This window comes from Methylocystis sp. (assembly GCF_050251305.1).
Taxonomy (GTDB): Bacteria; Pseudomonadota; Alphaproteobacteria; order Rhizobiales; family Beijerinckiaceae; genus Methylocystis.
On the sequence record NZ_JBFWNB010000006.1, the window covers coordinates 1 to 26,013 of the forward strand.

Sequence of the window (26,013 nt, forward strand, 5' to 3'; positions counted from 1 at the left end):
GGTGCATGCATCTAGCGCGCGTCGGTGGCGGACGCGGCGCTCCTTGCTGAGCGACGGCCATCTGCGCGAGATAGGGCTCGACCGCCGACATGATGCCTCGCGAGGCGCCGCCCAACCGCTCGACGGTTTCCGCCGCGGCGCGCCCCATCTTGCGCATGCGCGCGGGTTCGGTGAGCAGATAATGCGCGGCCCGCGCCACAGAGGCGGCGTCGGTCACGCGCGCGGCTGCTTTCGCAGCGGCAAGCTCGCCGTAGACTTCGGTGAAGTTCTCGACATGCGGGCCGTGGAGAATGGCGCAGCCGAGCTTCGCCGGTTCGATGGGATTTTGGCCTCCGCCGGGCAGCAGCGATTTGCCCATCAGGACCACCCCCACGCTTCTGAAAACGAGTCCGAGTTCGCCGATGCTGTCGACGACATAGACGTCGACGTCGCGTCGCGGCTCGCTCTCCTGCGAACGCAAGGCGGCGGTCAGTCCTCTGGCGCGCGCGGCTTCGACGATCTCGACGGCGCGCTCCCAATGGCGCGGCGCGATGATGGTCAGCAGCGTCGGCGATTGCGCGGCGATTTGGAGATGCGCGTCGAGCACGATCTCCTCTTCGCCGGGATGGGTGGAGACCGCCGCCCACGCCGGCCGCGCGCCGATCGCGCCGTTGAACTCCGCGAGCTTCGCGGAATCGACTGGCGGCGGCGGCACGTCAAATTTGAGATTGCCGGCGATGCGCACGCATCGCGCGCCGAGCGCCAGGAAGCGGGCGGCGTTGTCCGAATCCTGCGCGAGGCAGAGATCGATGGCGCCGAAGACGGATTTGGCCGCGCCGGGGATCGCGCGCCAGCGCTCGGCCGATCTGCGCGAAATGCGGGCGTTGGCCAGAACGAGCGGCGCGCCGCGCGCGCGCACTGCGGCGACGATGTTTGGCCATAGCTCCGACTCGGCGAAGACCGCGATGTCGGGCCGCCAATGATCGAGGAATCGTTCGACGAATCTGGGCGCGTCGAGCGGCGCATATTGATGGAGCGCGCCTGCGGGCAAGCGCGCGCTGAGAACATGCGCGGAAGAGACCGTGCCGCTCGTCACCAGCACGTTGAGGCCGCGCTGAACGAAACGGTCGATGAGCGGCAGCAGGGAAAGGCTTTCCCCGAGGCTCGCGCCATGCAGCCAGACCAGCCGTCCGCGCGGGCGTGGGCGATGCGATTCGCCCATACGCTCAGCCAGTCGTACGGGGTCTTCCTTGCCAAGTCGTGCGCGCCATTCGAGCAGAGCGCCGGCGAAGGGCGTCGCCGCAATCGTCGCCAGCCGGTACAATTTCAAGAGCGACATGGTTCCCGTCTATCAAGGGTCCGGTCCGAAGCGGCCATCTGACTGCGCTCTTCTCCGCGCGGTCGATTCGACCGGACAGAAATTCTTTCCTTGTAAAACCGGCAAATTTTGGAAGCGGCTATAGCTCCTCCACGTCCGGATCGAGCAGCCGATACAGGTGCACGACGAAATAACGCATGTGCGCATTGTCCACGGTCGACTGCGCCTTCGCCTTCCAGGCGGCAAGCGCGCTGTCATTGTCCGGATAGATGCCGACGATGTCGAGCTTGCTCGGATCCCGGAACGACACGCCGTCGAGCGTCTCGAGCTCGCCGCCAAAGACAAGATGCAACAGCTGTTTTTCCTTTTTCGCCGAAGGCGCCTGCGTCGTCTTGTTCATAATTTCCCTTCCAGGACCTCGCGCGCCAGCGCGAGGCTTTCGTCGAACAGCGAATGCGGAGCCGCGATGAGCATGTCGCGGGCGAGCGAAGCGCGGTTATAGGTGAGCGCAACCCCCTCTGGCTCGCTCAACATGGCGCCCGCTTCGGCGAGGAGGACGTCCGCGGCGGCGATGTCCCAGTCGCGTGAATTGGGCGCGGCGACGACAATATCATGCCGGCCCGAGGCAATGTCGGCAAGGCGAAGCGCCAGAGAGGGCGTCCGCGGCGCCATCACGAATTCCTGCGGACAGGCCGCCAGCCGGTCCTGCATTGCGCGCGGCGCGACGAGAGCGGCGCCGGCGATCCCGGCGCGCTGCGGCGCGACAAGCGGGGAGCCGTTCAGAAAGGCGCCGAGCCCGCGAGCGCCCACATAGGTCTCGCCCAGCGCCGGCGCGTGGATGACGCCGGCGACCGGCCGGCCGCGAACGACGAGCGCGATGGAGACCGACCAACGTGCGTCGCCACGCGAGAACGCCTGCGTTCCATCGATCGGGTCGACGATGATCAGGGCGTCGCGCGTCAACCGGTCGGCGGTGTCGGCGCTTTCCTCGGAAAGCCAGGCCGCGCCCGGCGCGATCCGCGCCATCTCCGTGAACAGGAAGCGATCAACGGCGAAATCCGCCTCGGTGACCGGCGAGCCGCCGCCCTTATAAGACACTGCGGCCGTCGTCCGCTGCCCGGCGCGGAAGTAGGCCATGGCGATGTCGCCGGCCCTGCGCGTGACGCTTTCGAGTTCTGGGAGGAAAACGGCGAGGTCTGCCTGTGTGGCCATCATCAGGAGGAGTAGGTGAGCCGTCGCCGGGCCGCAAGCCGGCGCTTTGCGCAGAATAGGAACAATTTGAACGAATCCCTTTTCGCGGATTTCACCCTCGCTGCCGAAACCATACGTAAAAGCAACGATTTACGAGCTGTTCACCGAGCTTTTTAGCGCCTTCGCGGGGAGCCTGCGGCAAGATGGGCGTCGAGATGAAATTCAAGCCCTAAGGAGCGAATCGATGGTTCAGGCCGATATTGCGCGCAGGATCGAGGACAGCATCTACGTTCAACGCGATCGGCGCGCCGACGGCGGCGCCCGCCGCATCCGGATGACCCGGGAAGATGTGCTGATCGCCCGTCGCATGAGCGGCGTCGCCATGGTGATTTCGGTGCCCGTCAGCGCCTATTGTGGCGTCGCCCTCGACGTGCAGCCCGCCGACGATGGATCGCCGCGCTACGTCCTCTCGCTGGCGCACAGCGACCCCGACCTCGACATTCTCCTTGGCGAAACCCAGGACGGCGGCGCCGTCGCGTCCGACTGGCGGCATTGGGCGACTTGGCTTGGACTGCCCCGCGTCACCGAAGAGGACGGCGAATTGCGCGCCCTCGAAGGCGGGGAAGAGATCAACGCCGCGCCTGCGCGCCGGCGCGCCGACGCCAATGTGCGCAAGCGCCGCCCCCGATTTCTCATTCGCCGCAAGGCCGGCGAGCCGAGCCGCACGAAGATGGTCTACGCCGAAGAACGGGAGATCGTCTGCTATGAGTGACGCGTCTCCGGCTATGCGGACCCGCCGAGAACGATCTTTTCGAAGCCCTCGCGGATGTCCTGCTCCTTCAGCTTCCTGCCGATGAAGACGAGGCGCGACTCGCGCTTCTCGTTTTCCTTCCATTCCCGCTGCAGGTCGCCGTCGAGGATCTGATGAACGCCTTGAAACACGAACCGGCGCGGCTCGTTGGTGAAGGCGATAATTCCCTTGCTGCGCAGGATGTCCGGCCCTTCGCGCTGGATGAGGTCGTTCAGCCAGGGAACGAAGCGCTCCGGATCGACGGCGCCTTCGTGGCGAATGGAGATGGAATGCATTTCATCGTCGTGGAAATGCTTGATCCCGCCGTGAGGCGCATGACGCTCCTCATGGCCGCGATGTTCATGGCCGTGATCATGGCCATGGCCGTGATGTTCGTGGCCGTGATGTTCATGGCCGCAATTGGGCCCGCATTCATGGTCGTGATCGTGGCCGTCGTCCTCGGCTTCGAGGAACGCCGGTTCGATTTCGAGAATCCGATCAAGGTCGAAGGCGTTGCGCTCCAGGACCGCCTGCAGGGGCACGTCAGATCTCACCGTTCTATGCAGCGCAGCATAAGGATTGATCGCGCGGATGCGGCCTTCGACCTCCGCGAGTTCGTCGTCTGAAACGAGATCGGTCTTGTTGAGAACGATCACGTCGGCGAAGGCGATCTGACTCTTCGCCTCGGGCGCGTCCTTGAGCCGTTCGCCCAGCCATTTGGCGTCGGCGACCGTCACCACCGCATCAAGCCGCGCCGACTCCTTGACGTCGGCGTCCATGAAGAAGGTCTGCGCGACGGGCGCGGGATTGGCGAGGCCGGTCGTCTCGACGACGATCGCGTCGAACTTGCCCCGACGGCGCATCAGCCCTTCGATAATGCGGATCAGATCGCCGCGCACGGTGCAGCAGATGCAGCCGTTGTTCATCTCGAAGACTTCTTCGTCGGCGCCGACGACGAGGTCGTTGTCGATGCCGATTTCGCCGAATTCATTGACGATGACGGCGTAGCGTCGCCCATGCTGCTCGGTGAGTATGCGGTTGAGAAGCGTCGTCTTGCCGGCGCCGAGATAGCCGGTGATCACGGTTACGGGGATTTTATCGGTCAAGTTCCACTCCTGCGGCGAACGGCAGTGGGAAGGCGGCTTTCGGCGGCCACGTCCGGAAGCTCGAACGGCGACCGCCCAAACCCGCCGCCGCTCTCATTGCGCTAAAGCTTTGGCCAATTCTCTTACATTATGGCGCATCATGTCGATATAGGTTGCGCCATCGCCTTTTGCGTCGGACAGGGCGTCGGAATAGAGCACGCCGCCCATCTTGGCGCCGGTCTCGCTGGCGATCCGTCTGGCGAGGCGCGGATCGGCGATGTTCTCGATAAAGACCGCCCCGACCTTATGCGCTCTTACCGCATCGATGATTTTCGCGACGTCGCGCGCGCTGACTTCAGCTTCGGTCGACACGCCCTGCGGCGCGATGAATTCGACGCCGTAGCGGGCGGCGAAATAGCCGAAGGCGTCATGTGTGGACACGACGCGGCGACGCTCTTTCGGAACGGCGGCGATCGCCTGCTGGATCTCGGCGTCGAGGGCGTCGAGCTTTGCCAGATAGGCGTCGGCGTTCGCCTTGTAGGTCTCGGCGCCCTCCGGGTCCGCGGCCGTCAGCGCGTCCCGGATCTCCCGGACATAGATCTTGGCGTTGGCGACGTCCTGCCAGGCGTGAGGATCCTGCCCCTCTTCGTCGTTGCGGGCCGCGACGCCCTTGCCCAAGGTGACGACCTCGCCCTTGCTCTTGGCCGATCTGATCAGACGGTCGAGCCAGCCTTCGAAGCCGAGGCCGTTGACGAAGATGAGCCGCGCCTGCGCGATGCGGCGGCCGTCGGCGGGACTGGGCTGATAGACATGGGCGTCGCCGTCCGGGCCGACGATCGTCGTGACCGAAACCCGATCGCCCCCGACCTGACGCACGAAATCGCCGATGATCGAAAAACTGGCGACGACCGGCATTTTCTTTGCCTGAGCCGTCGCCGGCGTGACGACGGCGGCGAGGAAAAGCGCGAGCGCATTGCGGCGTGTGAGCATGCTCTATCCTTCGAGATGCCGGCGCGGTCGTTTCAGACGCAACACGCCGCCGGCGCGGCCAAAAATCATCGAGCCGAAATAGACGACGCCCGCCGCGAGGATGATGGCGGGTCCCGTCGGAGCGCTGGTCTCGTTCGAAAAGACGAGACCGCCGTAACAGCACAGAACGCCGATCGCCGCGGCGAGCGGCAAGGCGATGGCGAGATCGCGCGTCCACAGCCGCGCCGCGGCGGCGGGGAGCATCATCACGCCAACGGCCATCAATGTGCCGAGCGCGTGGAATCCCGCGACGAGATTGAGCACCACAAGCGCCAGGAAGAGGAAAGGCGTGAATTCGCCGAACGGGCTCGTCTGGCGCAGAAACAGCGGATCGAGCGTGTCCATCACCAGCGCCCGGTAGAAGACCGCCAGCAAGACAAGCGTGAGCGTCGAGACGCCGACCAGCATCAGCAGCGCAGCGTCGTCGAGGCCGACGACCGAGCCAAACAGCACGTGGAGGAGATCGACATTCGAGCCGCGCAGCGACACCAGCGTCACGCCCAGCGCCAGCGAGACAAGATAGAAGGCCGCGAGCGACGCGTCCTCGCGCAGCGTCGTGAATCTCGAGGCCGCGCCAGCGGCGAGCGCGACGACGAGGCCGGCGACAAGACCGCCAAAGGTCATCGCCGGCAAGGAGAGGCCGGCGACCAGATAGCCGACGGCGGCGCCGGGCAGGATGGCGTGGGACAGCGCGTCGCCGGCGAGCGACATGCGCCGAAGGATCAGGAACACGCCGAGCGGGGCGCCGGACAGGGCGAGCGCCAGGGAGCCGACGAGGGCACGTCGCATGAATTCATATTCGGCGAACGGCGTGACAAAGACGTCAGTGAACATGGAGCTTATCTTCGGCGCCAAACTCATCGCGGAGACAATCCCGCGCGCGCTCGTCGAAGGCTTCCGACATGGCGCGGGCGCGGGCGAGATTCTTTTCGCAAAGAGCGCTGTGCGTGTAACCCCAAAATATGCAGTCGCGGGCGAGCAGCAGCGTGCGCGGGAAGGCGCGGCGGACAATGTCCAGTTCGTGCAGAACGGCGACGACGGTGCGCCCTTCGGCGCGCCAGCGCGCGATCAGCGCAAGCAGATCGTCGATCGTCGCCTGATCGATCGCGCCAAACGGCTCGTCGAGAAGAATGATCGGCTGATCCTGAACAATGAGCCGCGCGAACAGCGCCCGCTGCATCTGTCCGCCGGACAGCGTGTCGAGCGTTCGCGACTCGAAGCCGACGAGCCCGACCGTTTCGATCGCAGCGGCGACCCGGGCGCGCTCGATCGCGTTCAGCGCCCCGAAGAGGCCGATGCGCGCCAGGGCGCCCATGCCGACGAAGTCGCGCACATTGATCGGAAATGCGCGATCGACTTCGACGACCTGCGGCAGATAGGCCGCCGCGCGCGGCGACAGGCCGCCGAAATCGACGCAGCCGCTCAGCGGCGCCAGCAGTCCGGCCAGTCCCTTGAGCAGCGTGGACTTGCCGGCGCCGTTCGGACCGCAGACGGCGAGGCCGTCGCCAGGCGCGATTTCGCCATCGAGGTGATGAACTGCGGGGCGACGGTCATAGCCGAGGGTCAGATTGACGAGCCGGATCGCCGGCGCCTGGACGGCCGCCGTCAATGCAGCGCCCAATAGGCGGCGGCCCATAGAGTAACGAGAAGCAGCGCCGCGACGCTCAGCCGGGCGCCGGCCGAGGCGCCGAGCGCCGAGGGCCGCGGCTCTTGAGCGTCGGCGTTCGAGGCGTCGGCGCGCGCCTGACGGGGCAGGGCGCGTTCCTGCGTGATCATATCGGACATCGCCAATCTAATAGCATGGCCAATGTTATATTGTAACGGCGAGACCGAACAAGTCGCCCGTGGAGGGGCTCTCCGACCGGCGGGCGCATCGCAGTGCCGGGCCGAAGCAGAGTTCCAGCAAAGTTCAAGCGCGTTGCGCCAATTGGCCGTGGACAGTCAAGGGCGACTCTGTTATCTGCTGCCGCACGGGTCAGGCGCTCCGTCAGCGCCCGAAGACCTATTCCCGATTCCGGCTGCTGACCGACGGCGACGTCGCAGCGAGCCCCAAACACAGGATGGATACGTGCAAGTTCTCGTTCGCGACAACAATGTCGATCAGGCGCTCAAGGCTCTGAAAAAGAAGATGCAGCGCGAAGGCATCTTCCGCGAAATGAAACTGCGCGGTCACTATGAAAAGCCCTCCGAAAAGCGCGCGCGCGAAAAGGCCGAGGCGGTCCGTCGCGCCCGCAAGCTGGCGCGCAAGAAGCTCCAGCGCGAAGGCCTGCTCCCGGTGAAGGCCAAGTCGACCGGGCGCTGAACGGCTGAGACGTCGAATTCTCGCCGGATTGCGGGCGCTTTTTAGAATTTGCGCATAGAGATACACCGGAACGACATATTGCCGCTGGGGAGGAGATGAAGCATGGGCTTTTGCCGTGCGGGGCGCCGAGCTTCACCCCTATCGCGCGAGGCCCTGGAGCGCGGCGTCGCTGCGCTCGCCATCCTCGCCTTGGCGGGCTGCGAAACCGCGAGCGGCATCCGCCCGCCGGGGCGCGGCATCGCCGAGATCTCTGACACCGATCCCAGATCCGCTTCGGCGAATATTGATTCGCTCAGCGAAGTGATTCGGCGCAATCCGTCGAGCGCCGGCGCCTACAACACGCGCGGCGTCGCATACGCGCGTGTCGGGCGGTTTCAGGAGGCGGTGGGCGACTTTACGCAGGCCGTCAAACTCGAGCCGAATAATGCGCCGGCCTACACCAACCGGGCGCTTGCGCTCCGTCAAATGGGCCAGAGCGAGGCCGCCCGCGCCGACTTCGACCGCGCCATCGAGGCCGACCCCAAACATGCGCCGGCCTATCTCGGCCGGGCCAATCTGCTGCGCGCGCACGACAATCTCGACCAGGCGCTCTCGGACCTCGACCAGGCCATCCGCATCAATCCCGAGAGCGCGCAAGCGTTCCACGCGCGGGGACTCATTCACCAGCGACGCGGCGACAATGCGCGCGCGGTGACGGATTTCGATAATGCGATCGATCGCGATCCCTTTGCGGCGGCGCCTTATCTGGCGCGCGGCGAAAGCCTCGTTGCGCTCGGCAAATACGACAAGGCCGTCGAGGACTTTAACGCGGCTCTCAACGTCGACAGCAAGAGCGCGCTCGCCTGGGCCTGGCTCGGAGTCGCCTATGACAAGAGCGGCAACAGATCGAAGGCGCAGGAATCCTACCAGCGCGCGCTCACGCTCGACCCGCAGCAGCCGATCGCCAAACAGGGCATGGGACGCGGTTAGCGTTTAGACGCTCTGGTCTTCGCGCCACTGTCGGTAGACCGCAATGGCCAGAGCCACCGCGAGGACGAGCCCGGCGCCGCCGATCGAAAGCCCAAATTCGAGCGCGCTGTAATCCATGACATGAACAAAGGTCGGCAGGGCAGGGTCGGCCGCGGCCATCTCGCCCGCGACCCATCCGAGAAGGCCTGCGCCCGCCCACACTAGCGCGGGAAACCTCTCCAACACCTTCAACAGCGCGCCAGCGCCGAACATCACGATCGGCACCGAAACAAGAAGGCCGAAGACAATAAGCTCAGTCGAACCGCGCGCCGCCGCGGCGATGGCGATCACATTGTCGAGCGACATCACCGCGTCCGCCATAATGATTGCGCCGACCGCGCTCCATAGATTTGGCTTCGCCTTGACGTCGGAATGCTCGGTCTCGTCGATGAGCAGTTTGATCGCGATGATCAGGAGCAGAGCGGCGCCCGTAACTTTGAGAAACGGAATCGCCATGAGCTGAACGATGACGAGCGTGAAGGCGATGCGCAGAATGACGCCGCCGAGGGCGCCAAGAAACACGCCCCAGCGCCGTTGATGCACCGGCAGCTGTCGGCACGCCAGCGCGATCAGGATCGCATTGTCGCCCGAGAGCAGCAGATTGATCCAGATGATCTCGAAGACTTCCCAGCCGATGGCGAATTCCGATGACATGCGCGTTTACCTGGCGGGCGAAGCCCATTGATGCGTGCTCGGGTGAGCGGAGCCGTTGCGTCAGCCCGCCGACACGGTCTTCCGCTCCGTATAAGGCGGGCGACTGTGGCGGCTCCAAGACTGAAGCTTTTCATCTGAAGCTTTTCATCTGACGCTATTCGGCCATGCGCCGGATTAGCGGCATTTCACGGAAGAAGAAAGACATCCTTAAGCTTGCGAGCAGCGTTTTTTCTTATCGATTTAGGAACAACGGGCTTCACTCGGTGTTCATTTCACACAGCGCGGCATGTTCGACAACGGGTCGGGCCGGCGCGCGCGGCAGGAGGCGACTATGGGCATGGCGCAGCCAAACGCCAACCTTATCTCGAGCGACAAGGTCGAAGGCACGGGTGTGTTTAATTCGTCCGGCGACAAGATCGGCGAGATCGACCATCTGATGATTGATCGCGTATCCGGCGTCGTTCGATACGCCATCATGACGTTTGGCGGTTTTCTGGGCATCGGGGAAGGCGAACATCCGCTTCCCTGGAAGTCGTTCCATTACGACACCAATATCGGCGGCTATGTCGCCGATGTGACGGAAGAGCAGTTGCAGAACGCGCCCGAATACGCCGGCGAGGAAAACTGGTCGGATCGCGACTGGGAAACGCGGCTGAACAAGAACTACGGGACTGCCCCCTATTGGGATGATGCGACCCCATCGGCGATGCGGTGACGTTACTGAGATCGCCATGAAAGGGCGGAGCCATCGGCTTCGCCCTTTTTGTTAGGCTATAATGCAACTCCATATCGAGATGATCGAGGGCTCGGACTCGATGCGCAGGACTGTCGCCGCATTCATCGCATGCTGGGCGCTGAGCTTCGGCGCCGCGGCGCAATCCGTCGATCAGAATCGCGCTTCGGCCGAAATCGACTCCATACTCAAACGCATCAAATTGCCGAAAGGCTTCTCGATTTCGCTGTATGCGATGGCCCCTGGCGCCCGCACGCTCGCCGTCGGCCGAGAGGGGAAAGCCATTTTCGTCGGCACGTCGGAGAAAAGCGTCTATGTCGTAACGCCCGGCGAGGAGAAGGCGGCTGCGGTCGAACGCTTCGCGCCGACGGGCATCACGTTCAGGATGCCGCACGGCCTCTGCTTTTCGAAGGACGGCGCGCTTTTTCTGGTCGAACGCAACCGCGTCTTGCGATTCGACGACGCTGAAAACGCCTGGCGCGACGCCGCCGCGAACGCGAAAGTCATCGTAAAGGCGGGCGATCTCATTCCGCGCAACGAGGAGAGCCGCGACCATACGTCCCGCGTCTGCCGCATCGGGCCTGATGACAAGCTCTACATTTCGCTTGGACAGCCCCACAATGTCGCGCCGCGCGACAAACTTCCGCTTTACGAGAAGACCGGCATCGGCGGGATCATCCGCATGAATCTCGACGGGTCGGGACGCGAGGTCTTCGCGACGGGCGTTCGGAATTCGGTCGGCATGACCTTCGACACGGACGGGTCGCTCTGGTTCACGGACAATCAGGTCGACTCGATGGGCGACGATCGGCCGCCCGGAGAAATCAATCGCGCCGACAAGGCCGGATTGAATTTCGGCTTTCCCTGGTATGGCGGCGGCCATGTGCGCACCAGGGAGTACGACGGAGTCGAACCGCCGAAGGACGTCGTGTTTCCTGTCGTCGAGACCGCGCCCCACGCCGCGGATCTCGGGGTCGCCTTCTATCGCGGCGACATGTTCCCGAGCAAATATCGCGGGGCGTTGTTTTACGCGCAGCACGGATCATGGGACCGCAGCGTCCCGATTGGCGCGCGCGTGATGATGACGCCCGCCGGAACGACCGAGAGCCTGCCGTTCGCCGAAGGCTGGAACGTTGGCGACGAAGCCTATCTTGGGCGGCCGGCGGACGTTGCGGAGCTTGCCGACGGTTCGCTGCTCGTCACCGACGACAAGAATGGCGCGATCTACCGGATCACTTATCGGGAGCCGTGACGCGCGTCGTCAGCGCGCGGCCGTCGTGGCCTGTGCACAGCGCATCGATCATCAGACCCGCCTCGACGCCCGGCGTGCGCGCCAGCGTGAAATCGGCGGCGCGCGCGGTGTCCCCGCGCTCGGTCAACAGCCGCAGCGTTCGGCCGGTCTGCGCGTCGAGATGACGTCGCAGAGCTTCGTCGCCCTTTTCACGCAATCGCGCCGCGCGCGCCTTCGCGATCTGTGGCGCGACCTGCGGCATGCGCGCCGCCGGCGTTCCCGGACGCGCCGAAAACGGAAAGACGTGAAGATGCGTGAGTCCGCAGGCGTCGACGAGATCGAGCGTCGCCGCGAACATCTCTTCGGTTTCGGTCGGAAAGCCGACGATGAAGTCGGCGCCGAAGACGATGTCGGGCCGGGCGTTGCGCAGCGCGCTGCACAGCCTGATCGCGTCCGCGCGCGCGTGACGACGCTTCATCCGCTTCAGAATCACATCGTCGCCGGACTGCAGCGACAGATGAAGATGCGGACAGAGTCGCGAGTCTTCCGCGCAAGCGGCGATCAGATCGTCGTCGATCTCGATGCAATCGACGGATGAGAGACGCAGGCGTTCGAGCTCTGGAAGTTGGCGCAGCAACTGGCGCACGAGACGTCCAAGCGTCCAGGCGTCGCCAAGATCGACGCCATAGCTCGTGAGATCGACGCCGGTCAGCACGATCTCCTTCTTGCCGCTGGCGACGAGCGCGCGGGCTTGCGCAAGAACCTCGTGCGGCGACGCCGAGCGCGCGGCGCCGCGCCCGAAGGGAATGATGCAGAAGGTGCAGCGATGATTGCAGCCGTTCTGGACGGCGAGCAGTCCGCGCGTGCCCTCGACGCTCGTCAGCGCGCGGTTTGGCGCATGTTCCGCGAGAACGCGCGTGACGCCGTCGATCTTCGCGAAGCCTTGCGGGTCGAGTCGCGCCGCGCAGCCGCCAACGACGATTTCGGCCTCGGGCCGCTCACGATGCAGGCGGCGGATCGCCTGACGCGCTTGCCGCGTCGCCTCGCCGGTGACGGCGCAGGTGTTGACGACGATCGTTTCGCGCGCGCTGGCGTGCGCTTTGGCGAGCTCCTGCGATTCAACCGCGTTGAGCCGGCAGCCGAAACTCACGATCTCGGCGGTGCGCAGCGGCGCGTTCACGCGGCGACGCCCTGGAAGATCCGGGGATCGAGCGCGGTTTCGAATTCGAATTCGACCGGCCCGGTCATCAGCACGTGATCATCGGCGCGCCATTCGATCTGGAGATCGCCGCCCGGCAGGCGCAGACGCGCGGCGCGCGCGCCAATCCCGGCGCGCGCGGCGGCGACGAGCGTCGCGCATGCGGCTGAGCCGCACGCCTTGGTGGCGCCGGTCCCGCGCTCCCAGACGCGCAGCAGGATGTCGTCGCGCGAAAGCATTTGCGCGAACGAGACATTGGCGCGTTCTGGAAACAGCGGATGGCGTTCGATGCGCGGGCCGAGAGTCTCGAGTTCGATCCGCGCCGCGTCGTCGACGAAGAACACCGCATGCGGATTGCCCATGCTCACCGCGGAAAAGCGCGCCGGCGCGCCGGCGACGGGCGGATCGAGCGCAACCTCGCGCGTATCCTCAACCGCGCGGGCGAGCGGAATGTCGCGCCAGCCCAAACGCGGTCGGCCCATGTCGACGGTGAAGACCGTATCCGCCTCGCGGCGGGTCTCGATGCAGCCGGCGTCGGTCTCCAATTGCAGCGCGTGCTTGCCCTCGCGCGCCAGCGCATAGGCCACGCAGCGCGTGCCATTGCCGCAGGCGGCGGACAGCGAGCCATCGATATTATAGATGCGCATGAATGCGTCATGGCCCGCCTGATGCGGCCTGTAGAGAGTCATCAGCTGGTCGAAACGCAGGCCCGGCGCGCTGGCGATGGCGCGCGCTTCCTGCGGCGCGAGCTCATGCGCGCTCCGGCGCAAATCGAGAATGAGAATCTCGTTCCCCGCGCCATTCATGCGCAGAATGGGAAGATGGTCGAGCGGATGCGCCATGGGGCAGCTTTTCGCCTGTTCTCCGGGAGACGCGCTCGTATATAGAGAAGGCTGCGCCGAAGCGCCACTGCGGGCTCCCGCCGGATGCGCGTCGCATTTGCGTGCGAAAAGGCCAGGATGGCCGTTTAGGGACGCTCGACGATGGAAGACGAACCGGGCTTATTGGAAAGCCTGCGGCGCTATTGGCGCCCGCTGGCGATCGTTACTGTTCTTGTCGCGGTCGCCGCGATTTACTCCGAACGCGCGCTGATTCCGGGCGGAGGCGTCGAGGACGCGGAAAAATCCGCTCCGCAGGAAACGGCTGCGCCGCCGAACGCCGCGCCCCAGAGCAAACCCGGCGAGACCGCCGACGCCCAGTCGAGCGAGGCGACACCCGCCGAGGCCAATCCCACAGACGCCAGTCCCGCTGACCCCGCCAAGCCGGGCGAGGCGACCCCGCCAACCGTCCATGACGAAGCGGCGCAGGCCGTGATGAGCCAGACCGTCACCGTCGAGGCCCGACCCGCCGCCGTGCTCAAAGGACAGGGCAAGTGGGAGGACGCGACGAAGACGATCAGCGAGGCGCTCGCCAAGCTGAACGACGCCGTCCGAACGTCCGGACTGACGCCCAATGGCCGCCCGATCGCCGTTTTCACCAAGACCGACGACACAGGCTTCTTCTTCGAGGCGATGGCGCCGATCGCTGCGGCGCCGGAAGGCAAGCCCAAACTGCCCGAGGGCGTCGTGATCGGCGCGTCGCCCGCCGGCAAGGCGCTCAAATTCCAGCATCGCGACGCCTATGACGAGATCGAATCGACCTATGAAGCGATCGCCGCCTACCTCGACGAGAAGGGCATCGACGCCAAGGATCTCATCGTCGAGGAATATCTCACCGATTTTAAGGGCGACGATTCGACCGTCGACGTCGACATCTATGTGTTTCTGAAGTGACGGCTGGCTAGCCGCGCGCGTCCGGGCGCGGTTGCGGCGACAGATCGGAGACGAAGCGTCGCCAGAGCTGCTGCGGGGCCGCGCCGAATGCGGCCTCGAATGAGATGTTGAAGGCCTGGCCGGCTTCGAGCGCGCGCAGCAGGCTCATGAACGCGTCGTGGTCGCGCTTGCGCAGCCAGCCGACGAACATGCCGGCTTGCCGGTAGGCGAGCCGCTGGCGCTGGGTGAGGGCGTCCTTTTTCGGATCGCGCGGCGGTTCGCGTTCGAAGCCAAGCGCCGCGAAGTCGATCCATCGCCGCCCGTCGAGCACGACGCGATAGCCGTCGCGGATCGCCTGCGCCGCTTCGTCTTCGCTGACGCCTTCGGCGCCGCCGCCGTTCGAGGCCATCACCGCAAGCCCTTCCGTGAACCATTGTGGCGGGCGCGGCGCGCCCAGCGGTCGCCAGCCCGAGAGATGCACATGTGACAATTCATGCGTGAGGACGCCTTCGAGACGATCGCGCTCCTTCCCGCAGAGAGTGGGAGACAGGAGCGCCGCGCCGGCGCGCGTTACGGCGGCGATGCCGGGATCGCCCATGGCGTTGGCGCGCGCGTAATTCTCGAAGGAGGCGTAGACGCCGACCACTGGGGGTTGGGCGAAGGGGCGTCCGTGCGCGGACTCGATCCGCGCGACGGCGCGCGGCGCCAGATCGGCCACGGCTTCGGCGCAGGCGATCGCCTCGGGTTCGTAATGGATGCGCGTATCATCCGCGAGAGCAGGAAGCAGGCGCGGATCGTTCCAGGCGACGCGGGCGGCGAGGCGAAGCTCTGGCCGCAGGGCCAGAGTCAATGCGGCCGCAGCGATGAACGCAAGCCCAAAACCCCAGGTGTTGGCCACAATGCGCGGCATGGTCTCTCGCGCTTTGTTATGCAGATTTATCGTCCGGCCGATATTCGAGAATATCGCCCGGCTGACATTGGAGAATTTCGCAGATCTTTTCGAGAGTGTCGAAGCGCACGCCCTTCACCTTGCCGGATTTCAAAAGGCTCACATTCTGCTCGGCGATTCCGATCTGCTGCGCGAGATCGCGCGATCGCATTTTGCGCTTCGCCAGCATCACGTCGAGGTTGACGATGATCGGCATCAGACGATCTGCGAATGTTCGTCGGCAATGTCGGCCGCCTTCTTCTGGATCTGGGCGAGCGCGAGAAGCGTCGCGAGAAGCATGAGCGTCGAAAGATCCTCGGGTCGCAAATAGACCGAAATCATATGCGCGCCCGCCGCCTTATGTGCGGTGAGAATCAGCGACGTCAGCGGTCGTGCGGCGATATCGACGAGGGAGGCGATGAGGCCCATTAGCGCGAGCGAACGTAGCCATCCCGCAGCGTCGGGCGTGAAGATACGCCCCTCGAGATAGCCCGAAAAAAGTCTCCAACCAGCGTAGCAGGCGGCGACGAGAAGGGACCAGATTACGAAACTGAGGCCGAAGGCGGCAAGGCGTTGAAAAGCGGACATGCTTTCGACATCGACCTTGAGCGACGCAAATCGCGAGACGACCCGGGTCTCGTCGCTCCAGAACGTCGCGATGGTGACGAACGTCCAGAGGCAATAGTCGACGAGCGCGAAGCGCAGCGTCTGGCAGAGCCAGCCGATACGGCGGCGGAGCGAATCGAGGCGGCGGTCGTCAAAGGAAAGGGCAGGGAAGTCGGTCATGGCGGTCTCCTTGTGTCGCTTACGTTGACACAAGAAATATTTAATGTCAAACATTAAAAACTATTAGTTAGACATGAGGCGTTCTATGTCGCGCATTATTCATCGTCTGTCGGCCTTGGCGCCGGTCATGGCGTTCGCCGCCTGCAGCCATGTGCCGGTCTCGACCATGTGGGCGTTGCGCAATTTCGACGCCGCTACGGTCGATCCGTCCGCCCTGCGCGCGGCGGTGCGCCTGCCTGAAAGTTTCGAACCGCAGAGAGGCGGCGTGACGTTGAAAATCGGCTGGTGGCGCGATGGCGAGGAGAAGGCGAAGCATGAGATGACCTTCGCGCTCAAGGAAACCACCGCGCCAGAAGACGTCGCGCCGCTTTCCGGCGAGAAGAAGGAAGGAACGCGCATTTACGCCTATCGCGTCAATCCGGCCGATTATGCGGCGATCCGCGCGCGTCAAAAGGAGTTTCTCGAAGAGAAGGCCCGCAATCCCGGTACGACGCATGGCTCCTTCGGCGTCGGCGCCGACGCCTGCCGGCGCGGCGACTTCCCAGAAGGTCCGCTGCTGACGACGACCTTTTTGCGGACGCAGCCTTCTGGCGCCTATCTCACGGTGGTCAAAAATCTCGACATGCGCGAGGCGGCGACGAAGGAAAAGCCACTCGATGAACTCGTGCCGCGCTGCGAGAAATTCGCGAACACAGCCGAACCGCTGTCGATCGCGCGGTGATCGGAGCGTGCGCTTACCGCCGTGTCTGCGAGCCGGAACCCTTGCGGTCCAGGCGCGTCACCTATCGAAAACAGATTTCAGCCAGGCGGGCGCAAAGCCGGCTGCAACTGGGCCCAGAGCGATGGGAGTAGCACAAGAGACAGATAGAGGCGTCTGCGCTGAGTTGGCGTTTGCGACCGCGCCAAGTCGGGTCTGCCCGCCGGATAGAAGACTTCGACGATCGCATCTTTGGGAAGCCACGGCATGTTGTGATGCATCCCATCGATGAAGATGTGATCGTGACCCGTTTCATCGGCGAATTCGATGATCATGCGATAGGTGTCGCCGGTTTCGCCGCCTTGAGCCTTGTGACCGCGCACTTCGCCGAGCGCCGAGCGGATCGGCGCGCGAAACCAAGGCAGATCTTGAATGAGCAGAGCGACGAGAACAAGCGCAACGAAGAACGCCGTGGCGGCGGCCGTCGTCACGCCGCCTTCGCCTTCTCCATCATCTCGACGAAACGCCTGAACAGATAATGGCTGTCCTGCGGGCCGGGCGACGCCTCGGGATGGTGCTGCACCGAAAACGCCGGGCGGTCGGTGAGCGCGATGCCGCAATTCGAGCCGTCGAACAGCGACCGATGAGTCTCGACCGCATTTGCCGGCAGGCTGTCGCGATCGACCGCGAAACCGTGATTCATCGACACGATCTCGACCTTGCCGGTCGTGAAATCCTTGACCGGATGATTGGCGCCGTGATGGCCCTGCGGCATTTTCTTGGTCTTCGCGCCGACCGCCAGCGCCATCATCTGATGGCCGAGGCATATGCCGAAGGTGGGGACCTTGGCGTCGAGCAGCTCGCGGATCACCGGCGCGGCGTATTTGCCGGTCTCGGCCGGATCGCCCGGCCCGTTCGAGAGGAAGACGCCGTCGGGTTTGAGCGCCAGGATCTCCTGGCTCGTCGCGGTGGCGGGCGCGACCATCACCTCGCATTCCTGTTGCGCCAAAAGCCGCAGGATGTTGCGCTTCACGCCATAGTCGATCGCCACCACGCGATATTTGGGGGCGCCGTTGCGCGCGCCATAGCCGCCGCCAAGCCGCCAGGTCGTCTCGCGCCAGTCGTAGCGCTGCTTCGAGCCGACGCTCGGCACGAGGTCCATGCCGTCGACGCCCGGCCAGGCGGCCGCCTTGGCCTTCAGCTCCGCAATATCGAAGCGGCCATCCGGCGCATGGGCGATCACGGCGTTCTGCATGCCGCGCTCGCGAATGAGCGTCGTGAGGGCGCGGGTGTCGACGCCGCAGAGCCCGATGACGCCGCGCGAGGCGAGCCAGTCGGCGAGCGGTTTCTGGGCCCGGAAATTCGAAGGGTCGGTGGCCGGCGCGCCGAAGATGGCGCCCACCGCGCCGGCGCTCTTGTCGAGATCGACGGTCTCGACGTCCTCTTCATTCGTCCCGACATTGCCGATGTGCGGAAAGGTGAAGGTGACGATCTGCGCGGCGTAGGACGGGTCGGTGAGGATTTCCTGATAGCCGGTCATGGCGGTGTTGAAGCAGACTTCGCCGACCGCTTCGCCGACGGCGCCCAGTCCATAGCCCTCGATCGCCTCGCCGCTGGCGAGGATCAGCACGCCGGTGTGGATGGGTTTCTTCCAGCCGTTATCTTGATTAAAGGTCATAAGGATCTCAGCGCTCTGGCGCGCCGCTGGCTTGACAGCGCTTTCGCCGCGCGTCATGGCCGGATCCGATCCGGCCATCCACGGCGGCGGGGCTGCGTGAATGTCCGCGATAAGCGCGGGCAGGGCGCGGCTGGCTGTGGATGTAATCCATCCGCGCCAGAAATGGAAACCCCCAAGGACACAACATGCGCGAGAAGATAGCGGCGGACCTGAAGGCGGCGATGAAGGCGGGCGAGCGCGCCAAGGTCGACGCGCTGCGGCTCATCAACGCCGCGCTGAAGGACAAGGACATCGAGGCGCGCGGCGCGGGCAAGACGCTCGGCGAAGACGACGTGCTCGCGCTTTTGCAGAAAATGATCAAAAGCCGGCAGGAGTCCGTGGAAATATACGAAAAGGCCGGGCGCACGGATCTCGCGGACAAGGAAAAGGGCGAGATCGCTGTCATTTCCGCCTATCTGCCGCAGCAGCTGTCTGAAGCCGAAGTCGCCGAGGCGGTCAAAGCCGCGATCGCCGAGATCGGCGCCACCTCGATCAAGGACATGGGCAAAGTCGTCGCCGCGCTGAAGGCGAAATACACGGGCCGCATGGATTTCGGCAAAGCCAGCGCGGCGGTGAAGGCGGCGCTGTCGGGGTAGAAGTCCGGCAAGTAGCGGACTCGAGGAAGCGCGCAATCTGCCCCCTCTCCCGCGAAGCGGGGGAGGGCTGGGGAGGGGGCGCTTCGCTATTTTCCGCCTTCGGCCCAAGCAAGAATGGTCTCGTACACGCCATCGAGATGACGATACACGTCCTCGTTCGTCACTCGAAGGACACGATAGCCTTTCGCGGCGAACCAAGCGTCCCTTCGCCTGTCGTGGGTGACTTCTTCATCGCTCGAATGGGTCGCGCCGTCGACCTCCACAACGAGCCGCGCCTCGGCGCAGAAGAAGTCGGCGATGAAGGGTCCGCAGGGCGCCTGACGGCGAAAAGACAGGCCCGCCAAACGATGCGTCCGCAACGCCTGCCAAAGTTTGCGTTCTGCGTCGGTCGGCTCGCGTCGCAAATGTCGGGCGCGTTCCGTCATGATGCGTGTCTGCCGCATCTTGGCCCCCTTCCGGCGCTTCGCGCCACCTTCCCCCGCTGAAGCGGGAGAAGGGGAGCGGCGCCGCTGCGCCTTTCACCAATTCTATCTGGCCAACCGAATAATCACGCGTATAGAGAAAGCGCGCAATCTGCTCCCTCTCCCGCGAAGCGGGGGAGGACTGGAGAGGGGGCTCAACGCCACAGCGCATAAAAATGATGCGGCGGGCCGCGGCCCTCGCCGAGGCGCAACGTGTCGCCGGCTTCGAGCGCGCCTTCCAGCCAGACTTTCGCCGCCGCGATCGCGTCGATCAGCGGCGCGCCCTTGGCGAGTTCGCAGGCGATGGCCGTGGACAGGGCGCAGCCCGTTCCATGCGTATGGCGCGTCGGAATGCGCCGCCCGCTGAACATGCGCCGCTCGCCATCTGCGAAGAGGATGTCGATCGGCGCGCCCTCGAGATCGCCGCCCGTGACCAGGACGGCGTGCGCGCCGGCTTCGCAGAGACGCCGCGCCTGCGCCGCCATCTCATCGGCGCCTCTCGCGAGGGGCGTTTGCGTCAGCGCGCTCGCCTCATGGAGGTTCGGCGTCACGAGACGCGCCATGGGCATCAGGGTCGTGACGACCGCCGTCTCCAGCCCAGACGCGGCGAGGCTGACCCCCTGCGTAGGAACCAGAACCGGATCGAGCACGATATCACGCGGTTCGCAGCGCGCCAGAGTCTCCGCGACCGCTCGAGCGATATCGGGCGTCGCCAGCATGCCGATCTTGATCGCGTCGGGAGCAATGTCTGACAGCACGGCCTCGATCTGCGCCGCGACGATATCCGGCTCGACGGGATAGGCGGCTGTGACGCCGCGCGTGTTCTGCGCGGTCAGCGCCGTGATCGCCGCCATGCCGTAACAGCCGAAGGCGGAAAAGGTTTTCAGATCCGCCTGAACGCCGGCGCCGCCGGACGGATCGGAGCCGGCGATGGACAGCAGGCGGGGGATACGCGTCATCCCGATAAATTAGCGCGGCGCGACAGTCTCCGTCACGCGCGCTCGGGGCCGACCCAGGCCAGCGCGCCGCGCACAAATTCTCTAGCGTTGGCGCACGGCCACTCGCCATGCGCGACCACGGCCTGTTTGACCGGCCAGCCGAGGATCTTGTCGCGGGCGGCGCGCGCAGGGCCGCGGTCGAGGAAAGAAAGGCGCCATTCGAGCGGCGCATGCGGAGAAGCGAGGGTGATCCCGTCGAGCCGCGCGAGCCATCGCCGCCACCAGTTCCAATGTGCGCAGAGGAATTCGTCACTGAAGGCTTCGATCAAATCAGCGAAAATCACAACGCCCGACGGGCGATGAAAAAAGACAATCTCATCCATCATGAAGGAGCCGCGAAACCAAGCCTGATCGATGTCGCCATCCCATTCGGGCGGCGAGATATCTTGAAGCGGCGGTTCGAAGGCGAGTTTGGGACGGCGTTTAATGGTTGAAAGCGGCCCCCAAAGCTTCGCGTCGGGATAGGCTTCCTTCCACTCGCATAGATAGAGATGGTGGAGCTTGTTGGGACTGACGAGATGCGCCACTCGGCCGAGCGCGTCGACCTCGGCGCGCAGGTCGGTCGAAAGTTTCACCGGCGACCATATCCAGAGCGCGTTATCGGCCAGCCGCGCGATCAGCATGCGTGTGGGATAGGGGAAGCTAAAGAAGTCGACAATGTCGCCCTCGGCGAGCCAGAGCGAGTCGCCGATTTGTCGGAGACCCATCGGTCCCTCCCGGTTCGCTCGAAACCACAATGCTTTTTTATGCCGGATGTCTGATACCGGCTAAATGCGACGCAAACCCGCCTCCTTTGGCCATTCACCCCTTCGGCAGCATCAGCACGCCCGCGTCGCCGCTCTCCGCGCCGAAGGCGAGCCGCGCTCCCTTTTCGTCCCAGGCGAGGGCGCTGATCCGCGCGCGCGCGTCGTCCTGCGCCGGCCGGCGGACGAGAATTTCCGATCCGTCAGAAAGGCGCGCCAGCATGACGAGGCCGTCGTCATAGCCCATCGCCAGGACGAGCGCCGCAGGATGGAACGCGACGCGCGTCACGACCGCGGAATGAACGCCGCATTCCCGCGGCGCCTGGCCCATGGGGCCGTCCTTGCCGGAAAACGACCAGACGATGCAGGCGTCGGCGCCCGAGGTGGCCAGCCATTTTCCGTCATGCGACCACGAGAAGCTGCGCGTTTTTCCCGGATATCCGGCCATGCGCATGTGCTTGCCGTCGGCGATCCGCCAGCCGTGCAGCGCATTCTCCTGCATCGAGGTGACGAGGAAGCGCCCGTCTGGAGAGATGGTGGCGTCGAGATGCGAGCCGGACCAGGCGAGCGGCTCCGGCTTGCCGGCGTTCGGAAACCATAATATCGCCCCGCCGTAATGGGCGATCGCCAGCCGGTAGCCCTTCGGGAAGAAGGCGAGGCCGCGCGAGGTCGAGGGCAGATCGAGCGTCTTCGTCTCGCCCTTGGCGGAGCGGGCGCGCGCCGTTTTTCCCGCGGTCCAGGCGACCGCGCCGCCATGCGCGGCGACGGCGTCGATCCATTTGCCGTTTTCGTCGCCGAGGATTGCGACGGATCCGTTGGCGTCGGTCGCGACGACGCGGCCGTCGTCGCCGCCGGTGACGAGCCGGTCGCCGTCCCGCGCGGCGACGAGTATGGCGGCGTCCTGATGCGCTGGGACGCGGCGCCCGCTGGCGCCGTCTCCGAAATGGAGCGTTCCGTCGGCGAGCGCGAAGACCGGCGCGCCGTCGAGGAACGCCGCGGCGACGACGGGCTCTCCAAGCCCGATCGTGTCGACATTGTCGGTGAGCGTGGGAGACAGCGCCACGGCTATGCGCGATCCTCGGCAGGCGCGCCCCAGCCGATCGGCAGACGCGGACGACGTTTGCGGAACTGCCCGCGCATGACCAGAGCGAAGGCGATGGCGTCGAGTCCGGCGAGCGTCAGCCACCATAGCTGCTCGGCGGCCGGCCCGAAAAGACAAATTGCGAAGCCCGCGCCGAGGCCGCCCAGAAGAAAGGGCGCGAGCGCCGGTCGCGACTGGCCGACGAACAGGCTGGCGCGGGCGGCGACGAGCGCCGCCGCCGCGGCGCCGAGCGCGCCGAGATCGAACCAGATCTTGAAGATCAGGCTGCGCGGCGTGGCTGGCGTCAGATAGCCGCCGAGCACGCCCCAGGTGGCGGCCCCGAATCCATGTCCGATCAGCGTGCGCCAACCGTCGGCGGCGATCATCTGGCCCCAGAAGGCGAGATGTCTGAAGAAGCCGGGCGGGCGCTCAGGCCAGATCAGATGCGCCGCATAGGCGGTCAGCGGCGCGAGCAGCACGATCGCCGCCATCAGCGCCGCAAGGGCGATGGACATCAGCCGGGCGCGTCCGAAGCTGGCCGCGAACACAGCCGCGCCCGCCGCGAGCGCCGGCATGCCATTTGGCGCGCCGGAGAGGTGGCAGGCGAGCGCCGTCGTAATGGCCAGCCCCCCGGCCGAATACCACCGTCCGCGCACCGCGAGGGCGCCCATCGCCGGCCACACCAGCAGCGCCAGTCCGAGTCCGGCGCGGCCGAGCGGTCCGACGTCGAGAATGTCGTCGAGCGAATATTTCGGCTTCAGCAGCAAGGTGACGGCGGCGAGCGCGATCGTCGCCGCAGCGACGCCAATCGGCAAAAGGTTGAGATTGGACGTCTTTGTGCGCAGCGGCAGGAATCCGGTGGCGAGCGCGACGAGCGCGAGCGTCGCCGTAATCTTGGCGAAGCGCTCGGCCGGTCCCTCGAAAGGCGTCCAGAGCAGCGAAAGCGCTGTCCAGGCGGTGAGAAGCAGGGCGGCGAGAAACGGGGGCGACAGCAGGATCGCGCGCATCGAGCGCGCCGACCCCTCTTCCGGGGTCAGCGTCGCGGCGGCGAGCAGCAGCGCCGCGCCGATCGGCAGCAGCACATAGACCGTCTGACGCGCCAATATCGGCGCGATGAGCGAGACCACGAACAGCAGAAACACGCCGATCCGCAGCAGAAGACGGGAGGCCTCCTCTGCGGGTTCTTCGTTGTTGCGGCGCGAAAGGACGGACATGGTCGGGCGTGGCTCAATCAAGATGAGAGATTAGACCGAAATCGCCGGCGCGTGGCCTGCCGCAGCGCAGTAAAGCCGGGAAAGCGCGCAGATTTTTGCCGACTGTTGCGCTTTTGCCCAGCGCCTAGGCTGTTTGGCGCCACTCTTGACGGACGGCCTCGTCGGTTTCATTCGCCAGTTGCTCGCGACGAAGCTCGGACAGGCGCGGCGGCGCCAGCCTGCCGAGCGCCCAGACTGCGGCGCCCCGCACGACGGCGGCGGCGTCCCCGACCAATCGCTCGGCGTCGGCGGCAAGCTCGCCCCGCCCGGAATTGCCGATCGCGATCAGCACATTGCGCAAAAAGCGGTCGCGTCCGACGCGCTTGATCGGCGAGCCGGCGAACCGCGCCCGAAACCCCGCGTCATCGAGCCGCGCCAGTCGCGCGAGAGGCGCGGATTCGAATTCTGAGCGGGCGGCGAGCTTCGACTCGCGCCCGGCGCGCGCATATTTGTTCCAAGGGCAGACGGCGAGACAATCGTCGCAGCCATAGATGCGATTGCCGATCTTCTCGCGAAATTCGAGCGGGATAGGGCCCTTGTGCTCGATCGTGAGGTAGGAGACGCAACGGCGCGCATCCAGTTGATAGGGCGCCGGGAACGCTGCCGTCGGACAGACGTCGAGGCATTTGCGGCATGAGCCGCAATGGTCGGATTCCGGCGGATCGGGATCGAGACGAAGATCCGTGAAGATCGCGCCCAGGAAGAGCCACGAGCCGAAATCGCGCGAGACAAGATTCGTGTGTTTGCCCTGCCAGCCGACTCCGGCCGTCTGGGCAAGCGGCTTCTCCATGACCGGCGCGGTGTCGACGAAGACCTTGGCGTCGCCCGCGCCGGCGCGGGCCAGCATGAATCCGGCGAGTTGCTTCAGCCGACCCTTGATGACGTCGTGATAATCGCGGTTGCGCGCGTAGACGGAGATCGTCGCGCAATCGGACTTCGCGAGAGAGGCCAGGGGATCGCCATCCGGCCCATAGTTCAGGCCGAGCATGACGAGAGTCGCCGTTTCCGGCCAAAGCGCGCGCGGCGCGGCGCGGCGCGCGGCGGTCTCGCGCATCCAGCTCATGTCGCCGTGAGCGCCCTGCTGAAGCCACATGCGCAACCGCTCGCCGTGCAGAGGCGTCACATCCGCATGCGCGAAGCGGCAGACGTCGATGCCAAGCTCGAACGCGCGCGCGCGGATCTCATCTTCGAGCTTTGGCGTCGCGCCAGCGACTCGCTGCCGGTTGTCGCGGCTCGGCGGGGGCGCCGTCGATACATTCGAGAAAGGCCCATGCATGTCAGACAGCGGCTTGCAGTGGGATCGAGACGATGAACTCCGTGCCTGGATTGTGACCTTTCATTTCGATCGTCGCGTCGAGTTGGCGCGTGAACGAGGCGATGATCCGCATGCCGAGCCCTTTGTGGTCGCGCGGATCGAAATCTTCGGGCATTCCGGCGCCCTCGTCGCGCACCGACACGACGAAGTTTTTGTCGCCGCCGCGCGCGACCTTCACCGAGATCTTTCCCGACCGGCAATGGTAAGCGTATTTTGCGGCGTTGGCGATGAGCTCGTTCACAATGAGCGCGGTCGAAACCGCCCGATCGGTTGCGATGACGATCCCTTCCTCGATCTCGGTCCGCACGTCGCATTGCGCGACGCTTTCATCCAGATCCTGACACAGCGCTTCAATGTATTTTCCAATGTCCATGCGCTCGATGTCCGAGCCGCGAGACAGCTGGTCATGCGCCTTTGCGATCGCGTCGACGCGGTGCGACGCTTCGCTGAGAAGCCCGGACAGCTGTTCATCGTCGACGTCGCCGGCCTGCAACCGAAGCATGCCGCCGACGATCGCGAGACTATTCTTCACGCGATGATTCATCTCTTTCAGCAGCGCTTCGTTGCGCGCGATCGCCGCTTTGAGCTTGCGCTCTTCGCGTTCCCGTTCGATCGCCATGCCGAGAATATTCGCCGCGCCCTGCAGAAATGCGATGTCCTGCTCCCTGAAGTCGGACGGCGAGCGGCTGTCCACTTCAAGCACGCCATAGGGTTTTCCGTCGCCCTGCAGGATCACGTTCATTGCGCGGCGCACGCCATGCTGACGCAGGATCTCAGGCGTGTTGAAACGCGTCTCCTTTGCGAGATGGTTGGAGATGACGGGTCTGCCGGTGCGCAGCGCATATCCGGCGGGAGAGTCGAGTTCGGCGCCAATTTTGGCGACGCCGACGACGCCGGGACTCCATCCCACGCCGGCGCGCACAAGGAACTTTCTCTCGGAAGGAAGCAACTCCAGCACTTTGCAGAAATCCGCATCCAGCCCTTGCGCGGTCAGTCGCACCGTGTCCGCCAACAGCTGATCGAACGAAGCCCCCTGCAAAGCGGAAACGCCGAGCGCGGCCAATATCTCCTGCTGCTGGATGCGCTGCCGCAATCCCTGCGCCGGATCGTCGCCTTGTGCGGGCGTCGACTGAAGGTTCTCGCTTTTGCGCTCGTCAGGTCCGCTCATA

At 65.2% G+C, this 26,013-nt stretch carries 30 protein-coding genes and 1 pseudogene; 8 read left to right on the plus strand and 23 right to left on the minus strand.

From position 1 onward, the window contains the following. From AB7F41_RS03375 to AB7F41_RS03385, 3 genes are all read right to left on the minus strand, one after another. Nucleotides 1-1,318 (minus strand): 3-deoxy-D-manno-octulosonic acid transferase (locus tag AB7F41_RS03375; RefSeq protein ID WP_428406440.1); only part of this gene is annotated, 1,318 nt, incomplete at its 3' end. A gap of 118 nt (nt 1,319-1,436) precedes the next feature. Beyond that, complete coding sequence (locus AB7F41_RS03380) at nt 1,437-1,697, minus strand: DUF4170 domain-containing protein (protein WP_428381561.1); 261 nt, start codon at nt 1,695-1,697, stop codon at nt 1,437-1,439. Continuing rightward, nucleotides 1,694-2,512 carry a 3'(2'),5'-bisphosphate nucleotidase CysQ gene (locus tag AB7F41_RS03385; protein WP_428406441.1) on the minus strand — a complete coding sequence of 273 codons (819 nt, stop codon included), beginning with the start codon at nt 2,510-2,512 and terminating at the stop codon, nt 1,694-1,696. Before AB7F41_RS03385 ends, AB7F41_RS03380 begins: the two co-directional genes overlap by 4 nt. A gap of 220 nt (nt 2,513-2,732) precedes the next feature. On the opposite strand from AB7F41_RS03385, the gene AB7F41_RS03390 reads away from it, so the two are divergent. After that, nucleotides 2,733-3,260, plus strand: coding sequence for a DUF6101 family protein (locus tag AB7F41_RS03390; RefSeq protein WP_428381565.1), 528 nt, complete (start codon nt 2,733-2,735; stop codon nt 3,258-3,260). 11 nt (nt 3,261-3,271) lie between these two features. Here AB7F41_RS03390 and AB7F41_RS03395 read toward each other — a convergent pair whose 3' ends face one another. The 5 genes from AB7F41_RS03395 to AB7F41_RS03415 form a co-directional block, all read right to left on the minus strand. Next, nucleotides 3,272-4,384 (minus strand): CobW family GTP-binding protein, encoded by a 1,113-nt coding sequence (locus AB7F41_RS03395; protein ID WP_428381567.1) that lies wholly within the window; start codon nt 4,382-4,384, stop codon nt 3,272-3,274. A gap of 93 nt (nt 4,385-4,477) precedes the next feature. Then, nucleotides 4,478-5,353: a metal ABC transporter substrate-binding protein gene (locus AB7F41_RS03400; RefSeq protein WP_428381569.1), complete on the minus strand. Its 876-nt coding sequence runs from the start codon at nt 5,351-5,353 to the stop codon at nt 4,478-4,480. 3 nt (nt 5,354-5,356) lie between these two features. Then, nucleotides 5,357-6,226, minus strand: a complete 870-nt coding sequence (locus AB7F41_RS03405) for a metal ABC transporter permease (RefSeq protein WP_428381571.1) — start codon at nt 6,224-6,226, stop codon at nt 5,357-5,359. Beyond that, the gene (locus tag AB7F41_RS03410) at nt 6,216-7,028 is read right to left on the minus strand and encodes a metal ABC transporter ATP-binding protein (RefSeq protein ID WP_428381573.1); all 813 of its coding nucleotides are present in this window, start codon (nt 7,026-7,028) and stop codon (nt 6,216-6,218) included. The genes AB7F41_RS03405 and AB7F41_RS03410 overlap by 11 nt, the downstream gene beginning before the upstream one ends. Then, nucleotides 6,998-7,177: a hypothetical protein gene (locus tag AB7F41_RS03415; RefSeq protein ID WP_428381575.1), complete on the minus strand. Its 180-nt coding sequence runs from the start codon at nt 7,175-7,177 to the stop codon at nt 6,998-7,000. The genes AB7F41_RS03410 and AB7F41_RS03415 overlap by 31 nt, the downstream gene beginning before the upstream one ends. 283 nt (nt 7,178-7,460) lie before the next feature. On the opposite strand from AB7F41_RS03415, the pseudogene rpsU reads away from it, so the two are divergent. Beyond that, nucleotides 7,461-7,679, plus strand: a pseudogene (gene rpsU, locus AB7F41_RS03420) (30S ribosomal protein S21); the annotation flags it as partial. A gap of 117 nt (nt 7,680-7,796) precedes the next feature. Continuing rightward, a complete protein-coding gene (locus tag AB7F41_RS03425; protein WP_428381577.1) occupies nt 7,797-8,663 on the plus strand; it encodes a tetratricopeptide repeat protein in 867 nt (288 codons plus the stop codon). A 3-nt stretch (nt 8,664-8,666) separates the two neighbouring features. Here AB7F41_RS03425 and AB7F41_RS03430 read toward each other — a convergent pair whose 3' ends face one another. Continuing rightward, nucleotides 8,667-9,356 carry a TerC family protein gene (locus AB7F41_RS03430; protein WP_428381579.1) on the minus strand — a complete coding sequence of 230 codons (690 nt, stop codon included), beginning with the start codon at nt 9,354-9,356 and terminating at the stop codon, nt 8,667-8,669. Between the two features lie 331 nt (nt 9,357-9,687). On the opposite strand from AB7F41_RS03430, the gene AB7F41_RS03435 reads away from it, so the two are divergent. Both AB7F41_RS03435 and AB7F41_RS03440 read left to right on the plus strand, forming a co-directional pair. Then, on the plus strand, nt 9,688-10,071 hold the full coding sequence (locus AB7F41_RS03435; RefSeq protein ID WP_428381581.1) for a PRC-barrel domain-containing protein: 384 nt from the start codon (nt 9,688-9,690) through the stop codon (nt 10,069-10,071). Nucleotides 10,072-10,132: 61 nt separating this feature from the next. Next, a complete protein-coding gene (locus tag AB7F41_RS03440) occupies nt 10,133-11,341 on the plus strand; it encodes a PQQ-dependent sugar dehydrogenase (protein WP_428381583.1) in 1,209 nt (402 codons plus the stop codon). On the opposite strand, the gene AB7F41_RS03445 is transcribed toward AB7F41_RS03440, so the two are convergent. Together AB7F41_RS03445 and dapF are read right to left on the minus strand one after the other, a co-directional pair. Then, nucleotides 11,322-12,500: a MiaB/RimO family radical SAM methylthiotransferase gene (locus AB7F41_RS03445; RefSeq protein ID WP_428381585.1), complete on the minus strand. Its 1,179-nt coding sequence runs from the start codon at nt 12,498-12,500 to the stop codon at nt 11,322-11,324. The genes AB7F41_RS03440 and AB7F41_RS03445 overlap by 20 nt on opposite strands. Beyond that, entirely contained in the window at nt 12,497-13,360 is an 864-nt protein-coding gene (gene dapF / locus AB7F41_RS03450; protein ID WP_428381587.1) for a diaminopimelate epimerase, read from the minus strand. Before dapF ends, AB7F41_RS03445 begins: the two co-directional genes overlap by 4 nt. Before the next feature lie 141 nt (nt 13,361-13,501). Between dapF and AB7F41_RS03455 the strand changes: the two genes are divergently transcribed. Further along, nucleotides 13,502-14,290, plus strand: a complete 789-nt coding sequence (locus AB7F41_RS03455) for a GyrI-like domain-containing protein (protein ID WP_428381589.1) — start codon at nt 13,502-13,504, stop codon at nt 14,288-14,290. Between the two features lie 7 nt (nt 14,291-14,297). On the opposite strand, the gene AB7F41_RS03460 is transcribed toward AB7F41_RS03455, so the two are convergent. The 3 genes from AB7F41_RS03460 to AB7F41_RS03470 are packed head-to-tail and all read right to left on the minus strand — an operon-like array spanning nt 14,298 to nt 15,983. Continuing rightward, a complete protein-coding gene (locus AB7F41_RS03460) occupies nt 14,298-15,179 on the minus strand; it encodes a hypothetical protein (protein ID WP_428381591.1) in 882 nt (293 codons plus the stop codon). Between the two features lie 16 nt (nt 15,180-15,195). Beyond that, a complete protein-coding gene (locus AB7F41_RS03465) occupies nt 15,196-15,414 on the minus strand; it encodes a helix-turn-helix domain-containing protein (RefSeq protein WP_428381593.1) in 219 nt (72 codons plus the stop codon). Next, entirely contained in the window at nt 15,414-15,983 is a 570-nt protein-coding gene (locus tag AB7F41_RS03470; RefSeq protein WP_428381595.1) for a DUF2975 domain-containing protein, read from the minus strand. Before AB7F41_RS03470 ends, AB7F41_RS03465 begins: the two co-directional genes overlap by 1 nt. 85 nt (nt 15,984-16,068) lie before the next feature. On the opposite strand from AB7F41_RS03470, the gene AB7F41_RS03475 reads away from it, so the two are divergent. Further along, nucleotides 16,069-16,704, plus strand: a complete 636-nt coding sequence (locus AB7F41_RS03475) for a hypothetical protein (RefSeq protein ID WP_428381597.1) — start codon at nt 16,069-16,071, stop codon at nt 16,702-16,704. A gap of 77 nt (nt 16,705-16,781) precedes the next feature. On the opposite strand, the gene AB7F41_RS03480 is transcribed toward AB7F41_RS03475, so the two are convergent. Further along, complete coding sequence (locus AB7F41_RS03480) at nt 16,782-17,171, minus strand: hypothetical protein (RefSeq protein WP_428381599.1); 390 nt, start codon at nt 17,169-17,171, stop codon at nt 16,782-16,784. After that, nucleotides 17,168-18,358: a glutamine-hydrolyzing carbamoyl-phosphate synthase small subunit gene (gene carA, locus AB7F41_RS03485; protein ID WP_428381601.1), complete on the minus strand. Its 1,191-nt coding sequence runs from the start codon at nt 18,356-18,358 to the stop codon at nt 17,168-17,170. Before carA ends, AB7F41_RS03480 begins: the two co-directional genes overlap by 4 nt. 185 nt (nt 18,359-18,543) lie before the next feature. Here carA and AB7F41_RS03490 point away from each other — a divergent pair, with 185 nt between their 5' ends. Continuing rightward, nucleotides 18,544-18,993, plus strand: coding sequence for a GatB/YqeY domain-containing protein (locus AB7F41_RS03490; protein WP_428381603.1), 450 nt, complete (start codon nt 18,544-18,546; stop codon nt 18,991-18,993). Nucleotides 18,994-19,079: 86 nt separating this feature from the next. Here AB7F41_RS03490 and AB7F41_RS03495 read toward each other — a convergent pair whose 3' ends face one another. From AB7F41_RS03495 to AB7F41_RS03525, 7 genes are all read right to left on the minus strand, one after another. Beyond that, a complete protein-coding gene (locus AB7F41_RS03495) occupies nt 19,080-19,436 on the minus strand; it encodes an endonuclease domain-containing protein (RefSeq protein ID WP_428381604.1) in 357 nt (118 codons plus the stop codon). Between the two features lie 173 nt (nt 19,437-19,609). Then, the gene (gene thiD / locus AB7F41_RS03500) at nt 19,610-20,413 is read right to left on the minus strand and encodes a bifunctional hydroxymethylpyrimidine kinase/phosphomethylpyrimidine kinase (protein ID WP_428381606.1); all 804 of its coding nucleotides are present in this window, start codon (nt 20,411-20,413) and stop codon (nt 19,610-19,612) included. A gap of 32 nt (nt 20,414-20,445) precedes the next feature. Further along, nucleotides 20,446-21,159, minus strand: a complete 714-nt coding sequence (locus AB7F41_RS03505) for a DUF4336 domain-containing protein (RefSeq protein WP_428381608.1) — start codon at nt 21,157-21,159, stop codon at nt 20,446-20,448. A 94-nt stretch (nt 21,160-21,253) separates the two neighbouring features. Continuing rightward, the gene (locus tag AB7F41_RS03510; protein WP_428381609.1) at nt 21,254-22,258 is read right to left on the minus strand and encodes a WD40 repeat domain-containing protein; all 1,005 of its coding nucleotides are present in this window, start codon (nt 22,256-22,258) and stop codon (nt 21,254-21,256) included. Between the two features lie 2 nt (nt 22,259-22,260). Further along, the gene (locus AB7F41_RS03515) at nt 22,261-23,490 is read right to left on the minus strand and encodes a hypothetical protein (RefSeq protein WP_428381611.1); all 1,230 of its coding nucleotides are present in this window, start codon (nt 23,488-23,490) and stop codon (nt 22,261-22,263) included. Between the two features lie 124 nt (nt 23,491-23,614). Further along, entirely contained in the window at nt 23,615-24,805 is a 1,191-nt protein-coding gene (queG, locus tag AB7F41_RS03520) for a tRNA epoxyqueuosine(34) reductase QueG (RefSeq protein WP_428381612.1), read from the minus strand. A gap of 1 nt (nt 24,806) precedes the next feature. Next, on the minus strand, nt 24,807-26,012 hold the full coding sequence (locus tag AB7F41_RS03525; RefSeq protein ID WP_428381614.1) for a sensor histidine kinase: 1,206 nt from the start codon (nt 26,010-26,012) through the stop codon (nt 24,807-24,809). Nucleotide 26,013: the final 1 nt, after the last annotated feature.